The organism is Olivibacter sp. 47 (genome assembly GCF_030372825.1).
GTDB classification, from domain to species: domain Bacteria; phylum Bacteroidota; class Bacteroidia; order Sphingobacteriales; family Sphingobacteriaceae; genus Olivibacter; species Olivibacter oleidegradans.
The window spans coordinates 5,872,157-5,890,462 of record NZ_JAUCNR010000001.1 but is presented as its reverse complement, the minus strand read 5'-3'; the positions used below and the strand labels follow the sequence as shown (position 1 = coordinate 5,890,462).

At 40.8% G+C, this 18,306-nt stretch carries 15 protein-coding genes; 10 read left to right on the top strand and 5 right to left on the bottom strand.

Going from position 1 to position 18,306, the window contains the following annotated elements; genetic code table 11:
- Positions 1–18: 18 nt before the first annotated feature.
- The 4 genes from QT327_RS25495 (at position 19) to QT327_RS25480 (ending at position 4,646) form a co-directional block, all read left to right on the top strand.
- Positions 19–1,989 carry an alpha-L-arabinofuranosidase family protein gene (locus tag QT327_RS25495; protein WP_289554236.1) on the top strand — a complete coding sequence of 657 codons (1,971 nt, stop codon included), beginning with the start codon at positions 19–21 and terminating at the stop codon, positions 1,987–1,989.
- A gap of 241 nt (positions 1,990–2,230) precedes the next feature.
- On the top strand, positions 2,231–3,418 hold the full coding sequence (locus QT327_RS25490) for a serine hydrolase domain-containing protein (RefSeq protein ID WP_013664811.1): 1,188 nt from the start codon (positions 2,231–2,233) through the stop codon (positions 3,416–3,418).
- A gap of 94 nt (positions 3,419–3,512) precedes the next feature.
- Positions 3,513–3,818: a YbaB/EbfC family nucleoid-associated protein gene (locus tag QT327_RS25485; protein WP_013664810.1), complete on the top strand. Its 306-nt coding sequence runs from the start codon at positions 3,513–3,515 to the stop codon at positions 3,816–3,818.
- Between the two features lie 144 nt (positions 3,819–3,962).
- Positions 3,963–4,646 (top strand): metal-dependent hydrolase, encoded by a 684-nt coding sequence (locus QT327_RS25480; RefSeq protein WP_289554235.1) that lies wholly within the window; start codon positions 3,963–3,965, stop codon positions 4,644–4,646.
- A gap of 78 nt (positions 4,647–4,724) precedes the next feature.
- On the opposite strand, the gene QT327_RS25475 is transcribed toward QT327_RS25480, so the two are convergent.
- The 3 genes from QT327_RS25475 to QT327_RS25465 form a co-directional block, all read right to left on the bottom strand.
- Entirely contained in the window at positions 4,725–5,879 is a 1,155-nt protein-coding gene (locus QT327_RS25475) for a toxin-antitoxin system YwqK family antitoxin (protein ID WP_289554234.1), read from the bottom strand.
- Between the two features lies 1 nt (position 5,880).
- Positions 5,881–8,667 (bottom strand): DNA polymerase I, encoded by a 2,787-nt coding sequence (gene polA / locus QT327_RS25470; RefSeq protein ID WP_289554233.1) that lies wholly within the window; start codon positions 8,665–8,667, stop codon positions 5,881–5,883.
- Positions 8,668–8,979: 312 nt separating this feature from the next.
- Complete coding sequence (locus QT327_RS25465) at positions 8,980–9,669, bottom strand: YiaD family glycine zipper/OmpA-like lipoprotein (RefSeq protein WP_013664806.1); 690 nt, start codon at positions 9,667–9,669, stop codon at positions 8,980–8,982.
- A 97-nt stretch (positions 9,670–9,766) separates the two neighbouring features.
- Between QT327_RS25465 and QT327_RS25460 the strand changes: the two genes are divergently transcribed.
- Together QT327_RS25460 and QT327_RS25455 are read left to right on the top strand one after the other, a co-directional pair.
- Positions 9,767–10,669: a M16 family metallopeptidase gene (locus QT327_RS25460; RefSeq protein WP_289554232.1), complete on the top strand. Its 903-nt coding sequence runs from the start codon at positions 9,767–9,769 to the stop codon at positions 10,667–10,669.
- The gene (locus QT327_RS25455; RefSeq protein ID WP_289554231.1) at positions 10,666–12,693 is read left to right on the top strand and encodes a M16 family metallopeptidase; all 2,028 of its coding nucleotides are present in this window, start codon (positions 10,666–10,668) and stop codon (positions 12,691–12,693) included. Before QT327_RS25460 ends, QT327_RS25455 begins: the two co-directional genes overlap by 4 nt.
- Before the next feature lie 54 nt (positions 12,694–12,747).
- Here QT327_RS25455 and QT327_RS25450 read toward each other — a convergent pair whose 3' ends face one another.
- A complete protein-coding gene (locus QT327_RS25450) occupies positions 12,748–13,524 on the bottom strand; it encodes a hypothetical protein (protein ID WP_013664804.1) in 777 nt (258 codons plus the stop codon).
- Between the two features lie 186 nt (positions 13,525–13,710).
- Between QT327_RS25450 and QT327_RS25445 the strand changes: the two genes are divergently transcribed.
- The 3 genes from QT327_RS25445 to nadD are packed head-to-tail and all read left to right on the top strand — an operon-like array spanning position 13,711 to position 15,762.
- On the top strand, positions 13,711–14,586 hold the full coding sequence (locus QT327_RS25445) for a YicC/YloC family endoribonuclease (protein WP_289554230.1): 876 nt from the start codon (positions 13,711–13,713) through the stop codon (positions 14,584–14,586).
- 20 nt (positions 14,587–14,606) lie between these two features.
- Positions 14,607–15,173: a guanylate kinase gene (gene gmk, locus QT327_RS25440; protein WP_013664802.1), complete on the top strand. Its 567-nt coding sequence runs from the start codon at positions 14,607–14,609 to the stop codon at positions 15,171–15,173.
- A gap of 13 nt (positions 15,174–15,186) precedes the next feature.
- On the top strand, positions 15,187–15,762 hold the full coding sequence (nadD, locus tag QT327_RS25435) for a nicotinate (nicotinamide) nucleotide adenylyltransferase (protein WP_130854513.1): 576 nt from the start codon (positions 15,187–15,189) through the stop codon (positions 15,760–15,762).
- Positions 15,763–15,821: 59 nt separating this feature from the next.
- Here the strand turns inward: nadD and QT327_RS25430 are convergent, their stop codons facing one another.
- Complete coding sequence (locus QT327_RS25430) at positions 15,822–16,172, bottom strand: hypothetical protein (protein WP_130854514.1); 351 nt, start codon at positions 16,170–16,172, stop codon at positions 15,822–15,824.
- 800 nt (positions 16,173–16,972) lie between these two features.
- On the opposite strand from QT327_RS25430, the gene QT327_RS25425 reads away from it, so the two are divergent.
- Positions 16,973–18,283: an FAD-dependent oxidoreductase gene (locus tag QT327_RS25425; RefSeq protein ID WP_130854516.1), complete on the top strand. Its 1,311-nt coding sequence runs from the start codon at positions 16,973–16,975 to the stop codon at positions 18,281–18,283.
- The last annotated feature ends 23 nt before the right edge of the window (positions 18,284–18,306 follow it).

Genomic DNA, 18,306 nt, shown 5'->3' with positions numbered 1-18,306 from the left:
CGAAAGATATATAACATAATGATTCGACGGAAGTTACTGGGAGTATTTATTTTGAGTTGCGCACTCGGCTTAAGTGCGCAAGAAAAGAAATCGTTTACTATCGATATTTCACATCCTACAGGAAACATATCCCCCAATATGTGGGGGGTGTTTTTTGAGGATATTAATTTAGGAGCGGACGGCGGAATCTATGCTGAACTTATAAAGAATAGGTCCTTTGAATTCGCAGATCCTTTTATGGGCTGGAAGAAATTGGGTGAGAAGATCGGAGAGGGAACTTTTTTGGTATTGAATCGAAAAGACAAACCCAATAATCCACGTTTTTTACGGGTTAACACAAGCTTATCATCAGAAAAAGTTGGATTACAAAACGAAGGTTTCCGTGGCATGGGGATTAAGCAGGGACTTCGATATGACTTTAGTGTCTTGTATAAACAAGCTGTACCTGGCATTACTTTACGTTTACAGCTGGTGGATACCTTGGGTTCTGTAATAGGGGAGAGTACGCTTCGTCCGGAAAAAACCGGGACGGATTGGCAAAAGCAGCAGATAAGCTTCCGAGCCGCTAAAACGGAATCAAAAGCGAAACTTGTTCTCTGGTTCGAAGGGAAGGGTACGCTAGATGTAGATATGATTTCGCTTTTCCCGGAAGATACTTGGAAAAACAGACCCGGGGGCTTACGGAAAGATATGGTTCAATTATTGGCGGACATGAAACCGGGTTTTATACGATTTCCCGGTGGGTGTATCGTTGAAGGCAGAGACTTAGCTAATCGTTTTCAATGGAAAAAGACCGTTGGGCCGATTGAGGATCGTAAGCTCATCATCAATCGATGGAATACCGAGTTTAAGCATCGCTTAACACCTGATTATTATCAAAGCTTTGGATTAGGGTTCTTTGAATATTTTCAGTTGGCGGAGGATATCGGGGCCGAGCCATTGCCCATCTTGAACTGCGGTATGGCTTGCCAGTTCAATACGGCCGAGCTGGTTCCAATAGATGAACTGGATGAATATGTACAGGATGCATTGGATCTAATAGAATTTGCTAATGGGGATACCGGCACAAAATGGGGAAAACTGCGTGCCGAAATGGGACATCCGCTGCCCTTCAATTTAAAAATGTTAGGAGTAGGGAATGAAAACTGGGGTCCGCAATATATAGAACGACTTGAAGTCTTCAAAAAAGCCCTTAACGAACGATATCCGAATATTAAGATTGTAGCTAGTTCAGGTACCGATCCCGAAGGCGAACGTTTTGAATTTCTTAATAAGGAGTTAAGACGACTAAAGGTCGATTTTATTGATGAACATTATTATCGCAGTCCCGATTGGTTTTTGACCCATGCTAATCGCTATGACGCTTATGATCGCCAAGGACCAAAAATTTTTGCGGGTGAATATGCTGCCCATACTGATCGGACCGCAGGTACCGGTAACCGAAATAACTGGAAAGCGGCTATTGCCGAAGCAGCATTCCTAACCGGGGTAGAACGAAATGCAGACGTTGTCGGTATGGCTTCTTATGCACCCTTATTCGCTCATGTTGACGGATGGCAATGGACACCTGACCTTATTTGGGTGGATAATTTGCAAGCATACGGTACACCGAACTATCAAGTGCAGAAGCTATACGCTATAAACAAAGGAACTCATGTAATCTCCGTTCGTATGGATAACGTGATTCCTAGTGGTCAGGATGGTCTATATGCGTCCGCGGTACTAGACAGTAAAACCAACGAAGCGATCATTAAGGTGGTAAATCATAACGATTATCCTATCAATGGTAGTTTTAATATACAAACAAAAGAAAATTTAGCAAAAGAAGTAGAACATATTGTGTTGACCGCTGGATTAGCGGAAGAGAATTCCATTCAGCATCCCAATAAAGTCAGCCCGAAAATTGACAAGGTGACGCTTAAAGGGAAAACGATAATCTCCGACTTATCACCCTATTCTTTTCATATCTTCAAAATCAAGATTAAATAGATATGCTAAGCCGGAATCTAATTGTTGTATTTCTCGTGATTACCTGTTCTAGCTATGCGTCGGTGATTATAAAACTTATACACTTGACCATATTTGCGCGCTAATTGTTTTTATTTTTCCTATTTCTTATTACATTATGCATACAGGCTGTGTAAAAATTTCATTAAATTAGCAATTAACACAATATTTTATCAATTTCGCCATTCCTATGATGTTGTACTTTTAATAGCAAATTCATTACGTGTTGAGACGATTATTACTATTTTCACTCCTTTCCTTTATTATATTCGCCGCTTGCAATTCTGCTGAAGAAAAAAAGGCGCAGCAAGCCAAAGAACAAGCAATTACCGATAGTATCAAGCTCATATACCACCCTCGGGATGCAAATAAAGAGGTAGATGCTTTTATGCAGAAACTTCATAAGAAATCGGCGTTTAATGGCAATGTACTGATAGCAAAAAAAGGAAAGATTATTTACGAAAATGCATTTGGTTGGGCTGATTATCTGCGTAAGGACAGCTTGAAGATTCGCTCTCAGTTTGAATTGGCTTCGGTTTCTAAACCATTAACTGCTACCGGTATTTTACTATTGGTACAAGAGGGTAAATTAAAGCTCGACCAGCAAGTGAAGGAGTTTTTCCCCGACTTCCCCTATGAAGGCATTACCGTCCGGATGCTACTAACGCATCGATCGGGCTTGATCAATTATGTTTATTTTACGGATGACCTATGGCCCGATAAGAAAAAAGGGATGACCAACATGGACGTTATGAAGATTCTTGCTGAGCGTAAGCCGGCACCCTATGCCAAACCCGACACTCGGTTTCATTACAACAACTCCAACTTTATGATACTGGGGGCAATTATAGAAAAGGTAAGCGGTCAATCATTTACGGTATTTATGCAAGAGAATATCTTTAGACCCGCGGGAATGAAGAATACGCATGTTTACTCTAAAGCTGATTATGAAAAAATACCTACCGATGTTGTCGGCCATGACAAGGTTTGGCGGAGGTCTGTTGTTCAAAATTTTCACGACGGCCCCGTGGGCGATAAGGGAATTTATAGCACCGTGGAAGATTTATTTCTTTTTGATCGTGCTATGCGTGAAGGGCGATTAATCAATCAAAGTTGGCAAGACTCTGCTTACGCACCACATAACAAAAAGTCCATCAAAGGTGTGTTTAATTATGGCTTTGGTTGGCGTACCTTTGAGCAAGGAAAGGAGCATGTTGTATACCATACAGGTTGGTGGCATGGTTTTAAAAACTTATATGTTAGAGATTTGAAAAACGATGTTACCATTGTTTTGTTAAGTAATATGGCGAACGGAAGTCTTACACATTTAGACGATCTATTTAAAATATTGGATATGCCCGTTATCAGGCAAGGCGCTTATAACGGTAGTGGAGATTATGTTGGAGAATAGGGACTAGTTGAGTGGGGAAATGGTTGAGTAGTTGAGTAGGAACTTAACGACTCAACTACTTAACGTTTTAACAGACAACTAAATATAAAAGAATATGTTCGATAAATTGTTTCAGGCACAGCAAAAGGCCGAAGAAATTAAAAAACGCCTCGACACAATAAGTGTGTCAGGTGAAGTGGAGGGAGGAGCGATTAAAGTAATTGCAACCGCCAATAAAGAAATTAAATCGATTACAATAGACCCAACGTTCCACGAAGGTGCTGATTTGGAGGAAGTGGAAGAGTTATTAGTGGTGGCTATCAACAAGGCTCTTCAGCAAGCTGAAAATGTAAGCCAGACCGAAATGCAAGCCGCAACCAAAGACATGTTGGGAGGCTTGGGTGGTATGTTTGGTCAATAGTTTGTCTTATGGGTGGTAAGTTATACGCTTTAAGAATTATGACTATCAACTCATAACGGGTAATGAGCAGTTTTACAGAAGGCAGGCTTTTTTACTTCCTGCCTACCGCATGCAGGTTTACTTTTAACTTTTTACTTTTAACACATGAAAGCAACATTTTATGGACATGCCACGATTGCCTTGGAGTTAGCTGGCGCCAATGTATTGTTCGATCCTTTTATTACACCAAATGAACAAGCAAAACATATAGACATCAATACGCTGAAGCCTGACTATATTATGCTCAGCCACGCACATGAAGATCATGTAGCAGATGTAGCGGCCATTCAAAAAAACTCGGATGCCACTGTCGTTGCCATCGTAGAAACGGCTGCCTGGGTAGGTCGGCAAGGCATTAACCAAGACAAGATTATTGCGTTCAATTTTGGCGGTACCCTAAAAACCTCTTTTGGTACAGCCAAAATGGTGTATGCACTACATACCAATGGCACGCCGGATCAGCAATATGGAGGCGTAGCCGCGGGATATCTCATCAAAAGTGGCGATAAAAAAATCTATTTTGCAGGCGATACGGCATTGACGCTGGAGATGAAGCTCTTAGCGGATGAGCAATTGGATTGGGCCATTTTACCCATCGGAGACCATTATACCATGGGCGTGGATGACGCCATTAAAGCCGCTGGTTTTGTTAATTGCAAGAATATTATCGGGATACACTATAACACCTTTCCTCCTATTAAAATCAATGAAGAAGAAGCCAAGCAAAAATTTGCTGCCGCCGGTTTAAACCTTCATTTGCTAGCAATCGGAGAATCGATAACCTTGTAAAAAAGATAAGGTGCACAAGCATCTCAAGTTGCGCATAGAATCAATCAATTAGCTAATTATTACATTAGCTAATTGACGTTATATTCCCTTTTCCCGCTGTATTTGTAAATTGTAAAAGCGGAGTCGTCCACTTTCCTCGTCCACCATTGCGTCTACAGTAATATTGAAAACATCATCGATATAGTCAGTCTCGCCGTAAGAAGGAATCCAATAACTGATATTCTGTAAGGCATTAGCCATGATTTTATCGCCGTCTTTCTCCGCTAAGCCCTTAACGATCTCCAGTTCGCGCAGACTTCCTGTTTTGCCAACACTCGCCTTTATTTCGAGCTTGGCAGGTCCGGTGAGTAACCCGCGAGAATCATAAATAGCGAAAGCGGCCTCTAGTTTCTTCATCATGAACATAGAAAAATCCTGGTTCTCATCTATGGTGCAATTCTTGCTGACCATTCCTTCCGCCTGAAGGAAGAACAAGGAGGGACCGATCTGTATCCGCGATCCGTTCTTATAGGGAACCCCGGTAATTTCATCATAACCTCCTTTAAACACGCCCTCTTCAAATCGCTCATAGCCTGCGTAGTCGCGTTCATTTTTAGGATATACCAGAAAAATATTCCAATTACCATCCGGCTTTCCAGATTTAATGTTCCCTTGATAGTCGGTAAAGGTGTAGCCACATTCGTTGTAACCCTCAGCCTTTACCGAAAACTCATATTTTCCATTTCCATCTTTCACGCGTTGACGTCTTTTGGTATCCCAATAATTTTGGACAAAAGCTCCCTCCTCTTTATAAAGAATTTCCAGCATCGGCAAGCCATCCGGATAATTATAGCGAGAGACCCCCTCGGCCTTACCATTTTTAAAGGTAGTTGTCCACTTTATCTGTCCATTGGCAAAATAGGCCGTGAAAACACCCTCTTTTTTGCCTTGGAAATAATTCCCTGTCAGGATCACTTTGCCATCGTTATTGTAATCGGTAAAAGGACCGTCGAAGCTTTTGATCGAAATATTATATTTACCCACTCGCTCGATGGATTTAAATTGGCAAAATTTATCGACCAGAAAATAATGTTCATCGAAATAGAACTGCGTCGTGCCGTCCGTCAACTGTTCAAAATAGATAGGTTTAATTTCCGCACTATCTGTTTGCGCCCTTAAGCGTGGCCCAATTAATAGACTGCTGATCAGCAGCAGCCCCATTTTAAAAATCGTTTTCTTTTGTTTGATTTTCATTCTAGTGTGCTTCAAGCCAATTTTGCCCTTCACCAATTTCCACCACAATGGGAACTTCTGTTTTTAAAGCTCCCTTCATACGCGCTTCTATAATTTCCTTAAACGCTGCAACCTCATTCCTTGGTACGTCAAACACCAATTCATCATGTACTTGCATTGTCATTTTTCCTTTAAGATTAGCTTGCTGAATATCTTGATGAATGTGAATCATCGCAATTTTAATCAAATCGGCGGCCGATCCTTGTATAGGGGCATTGATCGCATTTCGCTCTGCAAAACCTCGTACCGTAGCGTTGGCCGAATTAATGTCCCTCAGGTAACGTCGACGTTTTAACAGCGTTTCTACATAACCGTGCTCTTTAGCAAAGGCGATGGTATTATTCATATAATTACGGATGCCCGGATACTGAATAAAATATTGTTCAATCATATCCGCTGCTTCCCGACGCGGGATTCCTAAGCTTTGCGACAGACCAAATGCCGATTGCCCATAAATAATCCCGAAGTTCACCGCCTTTGCATTCCGCCTTTGATTACCGGTAACTTCCTCCAAACCTACGCCGTACACCTTGGCCGCTGTCGCTGTGTGAATATCCAAGCCCTTTGCAAAAGCATCCAGCATATTGGCATCTTTACTGATTTCTGCAATTAAGCGAAGTTCAATCTGCGAATAATCCGCCGAAAGGATAACATGATCGTCATCACGTGCAATAAAAGCTTTCCGAACTTCTCTTCCCCGCTCTGTGCGAATCGGGATATTTTGAAGATTGGGGTTGTTTGAACTTAACCTTCCAGTTGCGGCCACCGCCTGATTATAAGAGGTATGTACACGTCCGGTTTTCGTATTGATCAACTGGGGTAGCGCGTCAACATAAGTTGATCGCAACTTTTGTAACTGCCTATATTCCAGTATATCCTGCACAATGTCACTCTTATTGGCAAGCGCCATGAGTACATCCTCTCCCGTTTGATATTGACCTGTCTTTGTCTTCTTTGCTTTTGGATCAAGCTGCAATTTATCAAATAAGACCTCTCCTAACTGTTTAGGGGAAGCAATATTAAAAGGCACACCTGCCTTCTCATAAATTCTTGCCTCCAGTATTTGAACTTCATTCTGTATCGCCAAGGAGAAGTCGGATAGTGCCTTCACATCGATCCGAACGCCTACCCTTTCCATATCTACCAATACCGGTACAAGTGGAAACTCGACTTCATGTGCCAGCTTATCAGCCTCAACCTTAATAAGCATGGGTTCAAAAATCTCTTTCAGCTGTAAAGTGATATCCGCATCCTCTGCGGCATAATCGCTAACCGTTTTAGGGTCTACATCGCGCATATTTAATTGCCCTTTGCCTTTTGGGCCGATTAACGTGGTAATGGACACCGGTGTATACCCCAAGTAATTTTCCGATAACACGTCCATTCCATGCCTAGTCTCGGGATCAATGAGATAATGAGCCAACATGGTATCAAAAAGCTCACCTGCAACCTTCACATCATACCAGCTCAAAACCAATATGTCGAACTTTAGATTTTGTCCGATTTTACCGATCGCAGGGTTTTCGAAAACAGGCTTAAATTGCTGAACCAATGCATGAGCCTCTTTTTGATCCGCTGATGCGGGTACATACCACGCTTGGCCTTTTTCTACCGAAAAGCTAAGTCCAACTAATTCGCAGCAATTAGCATCGGTACCGGTGGTTTCCGTATCGAAACAAAAAGACTTCTGGCTCGCTAAAAGTGCCAGCAATTCGTTCAGTTTTTCCTCGCTATCCACGAAGGTATAACTATGCTCCGTATTACCGATATGGTTTCCCGGAGCAGGCGATATTGTTGCTTCAGGTGCAGGCGCCGCGCTTTCTCCGGATGAGAAGAGATCCATTTGGCCACCGGCAGACACTTTATTGTCTACGACATTAAACTCTTCTCCAAACACTCGCTTACCCAATGTTCTGAATTCCAATTCCGCAAATAACGGCTCCAATAAATCTTTATTGGCCTCCCTTATCATCAAGGTTTCAGCCTCAAATTCGACAGGCACATCGAGGATAATCGTTGCCAGCTTTTTTGAAATAAGTCCTTGTTCAGCATAGGTTTCGATATTTTCTTTTAGCTTTCCTTTCAATTGATCGCTATTGGCAATTATTCCCTCAACCGATCCAAAATCCTGGATCAATTTTTTTGCTGTTTTCTCGCCAACTCCAGGGATGCCGGGTATATTATCAACCGCATCACCCCACAGACCTAAGATATCGATTACCTGCTCTACTCTTTCGATTTCCCACTTCTCTAACACTTCCTTTACGCCCAGTATTTCATGTCCGTTTCCCATACGGGCAGGCTTGTAAATTTTGATATGATCGCTTACAAGCTGTGCATAATCTTTGTCAGGCGTCATACAAAAGACTTCAAAACCCGCTTGCTCTGCTTTTTTTGCCAAAGTCCCAATAATATCATCGGCCTCAAAACCGTCCATGGTAATCACCGGAATATTGAAACCTTCAATTAATCGAAAAATATAGGGAATAGCCGCTGCCAAATCTTCGGGCATAGCCTCCCGATGGGCTTTATACGCCTCGAAAGAGGTATGACGCTCTGTTGGCGCTTCGGTATCAAACACGACCGCCATGTGCGATGGGTTTTCCTTTTTTAGTACTTCCAATAAAGTATTCGTAAAGCCCATAATAGCGGAAGTATTCAATCCTGTAGAGGTAAAGCGAGGACTTTTACTTAATGCGAAATGAGCCCGGTATATCAGAGCCATACCATCTAACAAAAAAAGTTTCATTGGAATATGTTTATTCGTTATCGTTCAATCTTGGACTTAGTAAGAAGATACTTTCTATCCCCTCCCATCGTTGGATACAAAGTTAACAGAATAGGCCGATTTTGAAATATCACTTGCTAATTCCATCAGGAATTTCGCTTTTAAAAAAGAAAGGTTTTTATTAGCCTATTTTTATAGCTTTTCTTTATGCTTGATCATAAAGGCCCGAACAACTGGGGAGCTTTGCGCTGAGCTTCTATGAATACCTTTAAAACAAAAAAAGAGTAAGCTTAAAATCGCTTACTCTCTTGAGTATGTAGTGAATGTTTTAGGCTACATTGAACTTTGCTGCTTCGCCTCTTCCTTCATCTTTTCGTTAGCAACAATTACGATTTCTACGCGTCGATTCTGGGCGCGTCCGGCTTCGGTACTATTATCAGCAATTGGCTCATTAAAGCTTTTTCCTTCTGTCTTTGCCCGGCTAGAGGATAATCCTTGTGCCACTGCATAATTTTTTACAGCGGCAGCCCTACGTTCCGATAGTCCCTGATTATACTCCGCTGTTCCTTTGTTGTCAGTGTGACCTATAATCAAAATATCGGTATCAGGATTGTCGTTCAACGACTTAACCAAGTTCTTAATGTTAGTTTGGGCTTCCGGCTTTAAGGCTGTTTGGTCAAATCCGAATAAGATGCCTGAATCGAATTTGACAATGATACCTTCACCTGCTTGTACGACTTCCGCACCGTCTACTGTCCGCTCAATTTCTGCGGCCTGTTTGTCCATTTTCTTTCCAATCAGCCCACCGGCCACTCCACCAAGAGCTCCACCGATGATGGCTCCCACAGCCGTATTACCTGCTTTTTTACCAATAAGCGCACCTAATCCTGCTCCACCTACGGCACCTATACCTGCACCTTTTTGGGTGTTATTCATGGATTTAACTGTATTACAGCTGGTGAATAACATACTTGATGTAGCCAGTGCCACACCAAAAATAGCTATGTTCTTTTTTATGCTCATTTTAATATTTTTTGATGACGTTAAAAGTTATACAAACCAAGTGCCAAAAAGTTTTTGATTTAAAACATTAACTTTAGGCCAAGTTAATTTCACACATATGAAACATACAAATATACTATCCATTCTATTTCTTTTTATAGGCATAGGCACTTTATTCGGGCAGCAGGCATACGAATGGAAGACCGCTACTAGCGACGGTTATACTTACCGTTACGTCACAAACGACCCCACGCAGTCTAGATTTTATACCTTAAAGAACGGTCTTACCGTAATTTTAAGTCCTTCTACGAAAGAACCACGAATTCAAACCTATATAGCGGTCAAAGCAGGAAGTAAAACGGACCCGGCAAGCCATACCGGTTTAGCGCACTATCTTGAGCATCTACTCTTTAAAGGTACGGACAAATTTGGAACCTTAACGTGGTCGAAAGAACAGCCTTTGCTAAACCAGATTGATAAATTATATGAGCAATATAATTCAACAACCGACTCAGCGAAACGAAAAGCGATTTATACCGAAATTGACCGAGTTTCAGGTGAAGCGGCAAAATTCGCTATCGCTAATGAATATGATAAGTTGATGGCCAACATGGGCTCGCAAGGGAGCAACGCTTTTACATCATTTGAACAGACCGTTTACATCGAAAACATCCCCTCTTCGTCCATCGATAAGTTTTTAGCCGTACAGGCGGAGCGATTTCGGAATCCGATTTTCAGAATTTTTCACACCGAATTGGAGGCTGTCTATGAAGAAAAGAACAGGGGCTTGGATAATGATGGCACTAAGGTATTCGAATCCATGTTTGAAAATCTATTTCCAAACAGCTATGGTAAGCAAACAACCATAGGGACAATCGAACATTTAAAGAATCCTTCTTTAATTGCAATCAGAGATTATTATCGAACATACTATGTCCCCAATAATATGGCCATCATTATGTCGGGAGATTTTAATCCCGATCTCGTGATAAAAAAATCGATACTGGCTTTTCCTTTATGAAGGAGAAAGAAGTACCGGCCTACCACTTTGAACCTGAAAAGGAAATGGTAACACCAATTCTTAAGGAAGTGGTTGGGCCAACACCTGAAAGTGTGATGATTGGCTACCGCTTTCCGGGATCTCAGAGTAAGGACACCCAATTACTAGAGCTGATCGGTAGCATTCTTACCAATGGTAACGCAGGTCTATTCGATCTCAATTTAGTTAAAAAACAACGCCTGCTTTCTGCCGCAGCCTTTCCTTATGTACTCAAAGATTATAGTACGCTACTCTTGCAAGGAAGGCCTATGAAAGGTCAATCATTGGACGAGGTAAAACAGCTGATGCTGGACGAGATTGAAAAGCTCAAAACAGGCATGTTCTCTGATGAGCTTTTAATTGGCATCCTTAATAACGCCAAAAAGTATACTATCGAGACGAACGAAAGCTACAGATCCAGAGCAAGCAGCCTGATGGATGCCTTTACATCGGATATAGATTGGCGACGAATGGTCGCTTATAATAGTACACTGGCGACAATCACGAAGCAAGACATCATGCTTTTCGCAAAGAAATATTTAAATAATAATTATGTCGCTGTCTATAAGAAGAAGGGGGAGGATAAAAGTATAAAGAAAGTTGAGAAACCGGCAATTACACCGGTTGAAGTGAACAGAGATGCTCAATCTGCTTTTTTGAAGCAAGTGAATGAGATGCCGGAAACACCGGTCGCTCCTATGTGGATCGATTACGGCAAAGATATTAATCGAGACCGAATTAATGGGCTAACGCTCTTGTCGGTGGAAAATAAAACGAACGATATTTTTCGCTTGAGCTATCGATTAGAAATGGGTAGCTATCACAACAAATTACTGCCCATTGCCGCCGAATATTTACAATATATTGGTACATCGACAAAAAGCGCAGAGGATATCAGTAAGGCCTTTTATCAAATTGCATCATCCTTTGATGTTAACGTTTCTTCGGAAGTTAGCTCCATTAGCTTAGATGGTTTACAGGAGAATTTCGGACAGGCGGTTCAATTACTGGAGGATTTATTGAAAAATTGCCAGCCGGATGAACAAGCTTGGCAGCGTTTAAAATCGCGTCTGAAGAAAGCACGTGAGGATGCTAAACTGGATAAAAGTGCTATCTTAAAAGGCTTGGTGAGTTACGCCCAGTATGGTGCAAAAAATCCATTTAATTACGTGTTAACAGATGAAGAACTGGAAGCAGTTCAAGCCAGTGAATTAACGGATATTTTGCACGATCTGATAAACTACGAACATCAGGTTATCTACTATGGCCCTAAGAGTACGGCATCGCTAAGCAGTGAATTAAGCGCTTTGCATGTTACAGCCAGTCCCCTAAAGGCTTATCCAGCTCCGGTAAAGTTCGAAAAGACGACGCAGAATGAATCAAAAGTATATTTTGCACATTATGATATGGTGCAAGCTGAAATCGATTGGTTCAGAAATTCTGATGTGTATGATCCGGATAAAACGGCGGTTATTCAACTTTTTAATAACTATTTTGGTGGCGGGATGAGCGGTATTGTTTTTCAAACGATTCGGGAATCTAAAGCACTTGCCTATTCTACCTATGCGGTTTACTCTTCTCCAAGTAAGAAGGATGATCGTTACAGTATTCTGGCTTACGTAGGCACACAGGCGGATAAACTGAAGGAGGCTATATCAGGAATGAACGAGCTGCTTCACGATTTGCCTGCCTCTGAAAAAGTCTTCAATACCAGCAAAGAAGGGTTACTCAGGTCGCTCGAAACCAGCCGTATTACAGAAGATGGCATTATTTATTCTTTCTTAAATGCGCGGCGATTAGGTGTCGATTATGATATGCGTAAGAAAGTATATAATGAAGTGAAAGACATGAATTTTTCGGACCTGCAGTATTTTCATCGTAGTGAGTTTAAGGGAAAGGCCTATTCATATTGCATCGTAGGAAGCAGAGAACGTGTGAAAAACACGGATCTCGCAGCATATGGGACGGTGCAAGAGCTTGATCTGAAAACGCTTTTTGGCTACTAAATCTCTGAGAAGAGCTGTTTGAAAATGACAAATCAAACAGCTCTCGCAAACGAACTAGTATTCCTTTTTATTGAGTTGTTGTTCAGGAATTGGAATCTTCGGCAAGGTTTCTGCCTTTGGTCTACCATCGCGTTCAAATTTTTCCAGAGACGCCTTTAGATAATCCCGAATATCGTACTCATTCCAGTACCTACACTGCTCGTAACTCGGACGGTAGAGCGACATAAAATTCATGAGATCATCTCCCTGCAAACCGGTAATCTCGCCAACATTATATTTATTGAATTTTTTATCGACCTCAGTCTCTTTTATTTCATTCTGCGCATAATTGTTGAATCTTCTGGCATTCTTTGCTGACCGACTGAAAGTACCATACAAAGCGCTTAATGGATTAAAGAAGTAGGCCAATGCCTTAGGCTTGCGAGCCCCATAGGGTGTCTGCTTTTCGTAATCCTCCAATATATCCTGAAGCTCTTCTTTTCTGGTTTTGCCCGTAACAGTGACCGTTTCCAATTCAATGGTGGGATTTAAACTTACCACAATATTTTTGGGATCGGTAATACGATAATACTCTGATGAATAGGCATACTTAGTAACTATAAGCGTATCCCCAGCCTTAGCAGGAATGACAAAACCGCCCTCACTGTTTGAAATCGCTTTCTCCAAGGTCCTTCTATTGGTAATTGTAGCTTCCGCGACTCTCTTTGGGGTGCCTTTCTCCAGAACTATTCCCTCAAGTGTCTCCTGCGCGTGTACCAAGGAGCCCAAACTAAGTAAAAATAGTGTCAGAACGGTGTTATATATGCTTTTAAAGTGTTTTTTGCGCTCCATACTTCTCCTCGGTAAACATAACAAATCATTTGCATTAATAGTGCTAAAAAATGTTAAATTAGCTAGTGACTATCAGTTGCCGACAGTTGTCCCGTCATTATGATCCCATTAGCTAATTACCTACGATGAACAACGATATCATTACCTGATGTTCGCAAATGTCAAGCATTTTATCTAAGTTTGCATATGATAAAATCAATGACCGGATTTGGTTTAGGGACCAAAGAAAGTGCCAAAGCGAAATATACGGTAGAAATTAAGTCGCTAAACTCAAAATATTTAGAACTTAGTCTGAAGTTACCTAAAACTTTCTCTGAAAAAGAGTTATTCCTTCGTAACGAGTGTACTAAACTGATTGAACGGGGGAAGGTCAATATAACGGTCAACGTCGAATATGCCGATGCCGCAGCGAAGGCGGCCACCATTGATGGCGGTTTGTTGAAAAATTACTATCACCAACTAAAAGCCATTGCAACAGATCTTGGCGATCCTACGGAAAATATATTCGAATTAGCACTGAATTTGCCGGAGGTCATAAGCTACGCCGAAGAGGCTGCCGATGAAGAAGAATGGCAAGATTTGCTGGATACATTTTATTTAGCATTGGAGAAATTCCAACAATTCCGGTCGGATGAAGGAAAAGTTCTCAAAGATGATCTTTTTAAACGAAACCAAATCATTTTGGAGCTTCTATTAACCGTAGAAAGCCAAGAAGTAGCTCGGATTCCATTAATCAGAGAACGTATCAGTAATTATATGGAAGAGGCCGTAGGCGGCGAAAATGTTGATAAAAATCGTTTCGAACAAGAGTTGATTTATTATATTGATAAGTTAGATATAACAGAGGAAAAGGTCAGATTGCGAAGCCATTGCGAGTACTTTGGTAAGATCCTGACTGCACCGGATGCAAATGGAAAAAAATTAGGTTTTATCTCCCAGGAGATGGGACGTGAAATCAATACGCTTGGATCGAAGGCAAACAATGCACAGATTCAGCAGACGGTTGTTCAAATGAAGGAAGAGCTGGAAAAAATCAAGGAACAATTACTAAATATTTTATAGAATAAACTTGTCATTACCGGATGGAAGGAAAGCTAATTATCTTCTCCGCACCCTCAGGCGCTGGAAAAACAACAATAGTAAAGTGGTTACTGGAAAAATTTAATGACAAGATTGCCTTTTCAATCTCTGCTAGCACAAGAGAGCCCCGTGATGGCGAAGTGAATGGAAAGGATTATTACTTCATCACTAAAGAAGAGTTCTTACACCGCATTGCAAAAAAGGAGTTTGTAGAATTCGAGGAGGTATATTCCGGCACTTTTTATGGTACACTACGTGCTGAAATAGAACGCATTTGGATGGAAGGAAAAGCGGTTATCTTCGATATTGACGTCATTGGAGGCTTGCATTTAAAGAAAAAATTCGGCGAAAATGCGCTTGCAATTTTTGTACAGCCGCCTTCATTGGATGTGTTGGTAGAAAGATTACGTGGAAGAGGAACGGATACAGAAGAGAAACTTAAGGAGCGCATTGAAAAGGCCGGGAAAGAATTGGCTTATGCAGAGAAGTTTGATGTTATCCTAAAAAATGACGATCTTGACAAAGCGTGCCAAGAGGCGTCTGAATTATTGCTTGATTTTTTGAAATAAGGCGATTAACGGAATGCAGAAAATAGGACTTTTTTTTGGTTCATTTAATCCTATTCATATTGGCCATTTAATTATTGCTAATTACATGGCCAATTATACCGACCTTTCGGAGGTGTGGCTGGTGGTTTCACCGCATAACCCACTAAAAAGGAAGGATAGCCTTCTGAATATGTATGATCGATTGGAAATGGTAAACTTGGCCATTGACAATACAGACCGCATACGAGCAAGTGATATTGAATTCCGTCTTACGCAACCTTCCTATACCATTGACACCTTAGTCCACCTCAAGGAACGTTACCCTACCAAAGATTTCGTTTTAATTATGGGTTCCGACAACCTAGTTACATTGAAGAAGTGGAAAAACTACGAAATCATTTTACGTGATTTTTTCGTTTATGTGTATCCAAGACCTGGTTATGATGCGGGCGAATGGGCGGAACATCCCCGAATTACTTTTACCGAAACGCCGTTAATGGAAATATCATCCACCTTTATTCGAAATGCCATAAAAGATCATAAAAGCGTAAAGTATTTTTTACCGGATAAAGTATTGGACTTTATTGATAAAAAAGGCGTTTATTTGTAGTTGCATCGGCTATCAGCACCCAGTTGTTACTTATTCGTTATCCCCCGATCAATTATGAACTAATTTCCCAATTCTTCCAGCTCTGCTTTCTCGTCAATAGGCACATCGAGTATGAATGCATCGTAATCGGCAGCATCTTGATCTGAATAGGTACCATAGGCATTTAAAAGAAATCCTTTTTTACCATCTTTCGTTTCTATGGCATATAAAACAGACATATCGGCAGGATCACTTTCCCCTTCAAAACGGTAATTTCGAACAATGGTTAAGTCTTGTGGTTGGTAAACGGGTGATTTCAGGTTACCTAAATAAGCCCCTTCTTTTTTTATCGTGATTTCTTCGCCATATCCTTTAGCGGCTAATTTATTCATAACCTGTGAAAGTGGCGTCATAGATGCAGATGTACTCATAATTTCCTGATATGATATTTCAAACTAAGTATATAACAGTTATTGTTAATAAATAGTTTGCTTATCGCTTAAATGAATTATTTAGAGATTTCGCTTTTCATGTATGTTTGGTGTTAGTATTAGAAGAATATGACTATCGGCTTTTTGACCTAAAACAGGGATCGATTTAACACATAGATGAATTGTTTATATTAAAGGAACGTTTTTTTGTCACTTTTTTCCGCAAAAAGTAACCAAAAACTCATCACTTGGAACTTTGCTATAAAAGGTAGTGCCTCAACGTGCAAACCGCAAATTTCCTAGGTGATATTTTAGCAGAACGTTGGGCTTTTACTTTTAACCGGACGTATTATTTCTTCAGCCCTAAATATTAGCCCTGTGCGCTGGAAGAATGGCCTTGGAGGATACCGACGTAACGAGCCGCAAAGCATTTGCATGTCTGTTCATACGGCAATATCCAAGCGGATTGAGGAAGTGAAACGGCTCCAATACGCGCCAGCGATGCTTTGCCATCGGTTGCAAGGTAGCCTACATGAGCCTTGATTTATTCACTCTTGTTTATTTTTAAAGGTGTTCATGAACTCATCACTACGTTCTTCGGTTTGCTCAACTTTTATCAAGAAAAGTTGATTAAAATAATAGTTCTATTTTTAAGTAAAACCGACCAAGGAAGCTCCCAAAGCAATCCCACTTATCTTTAGGTATTATTCCCGATAGTCATTTAGAATTGGAAATTATTCATCATCTGCGTAACTTGCAGGCAAACGGAACAGACCTAACAGCAATTCATTCTATGCAAGATGGTAAATAGACTCTTCTTCTTGATTTTATGCTGTTCAATACCCTTTCAGGGAACGGCACAAAAAAGTAAAAAGCCCCCTAAGCCACAAGTACTGGTATACGGACATGGAGCCGATGCTTTTTCTGCAGCCATGCAGTCTGCACAATCCGGTGTTGAAACTTATTGGATAGTAGATTCAACCAATATAGGAGGGACACTAATACAAGGTGAAACGAAAAGCATTTCATCCAATCACTTGCTCGATGTTGGGACCTGGGCATTTTTTTTAAAGGGAATTGCTAATGTTAAAGAAATCTCGGATTCTGCATTATTTGCTGCAAAAAAACATATAGCACCTAGAATAGCGCAAAACGTTTTTGAAAACAGCGCAGACACGATTAAGCGATTATCTTATAAAAAAAATCTTACGATTTCTGCTATAGAGAAATCGGGTAAAGGATGGCAGATCACACTAAGCAACAGGAAAAAAATAAAAGTAAGGGCAATAGTAGATGCTACCGATAAAGCTTCGCTATTAAGTTTATTAAAGGAAAAGGATATTAAAGATAAGGAATATTTTCCTTCTGAACTGGTTAAGCAAATCAACTATGATTCATCTTTATACAGAACGGGGGTTGCTGTCGGACAAATAGGAAAACAGATTTTCAATATACCGCTAAGTAATCTGTTGCCCGACAGTTCACTAAGAAACTATTTCTCAACAAAACCGAATGAGAAGCTATTATCCCCCGATAATATAGAGCGGATACCGCTATTGATGTTGCGCGCACAAGCCTGCGGTGCTGCAGCAGCTTACTGTGCTTTTTTTAATACTACCTCTGACAAAATTAATGTCAGGACATTACAGGGCGAGCTTTTAGCCTTTAAGAGTTTTATGATGCCTTTTCAGGACATCCGTTTATCCGATGTACATCACCCGCAGATCCAACGAGTTGGAGCCACTGGTATCCTGCGGGGTGTCTATAAAAATAACGAAAACTCTTTTCAGTTTTCTCCCGACAGTTTGGTGTCTTCAAAAGAAGTCGAATTTCCCATCAAACAGTTATATACCAGAAGTCAGATATGGTTTAAAGACAAAGATATCCCTGTATTTAAGTTAAGTGACTTATTGGATTTAATAAAGTATGTTGCCAATAGGGGAGAGGAGTTAAATGCTGAAGTTGAGAAAGGTTGGATAAAACGCTTTAAATTTAAAGGTTCTTACGATCCGGAACGAAAACTAAGTCGTAGAGAATTTGCAGTTTTAGTTGACACGTATTTACAGCCCTTTCATGTTCGCGTTAATTTGAAAGGCGAATTACAATATTAGATTGAGGTTTGTTCAAGCATCTC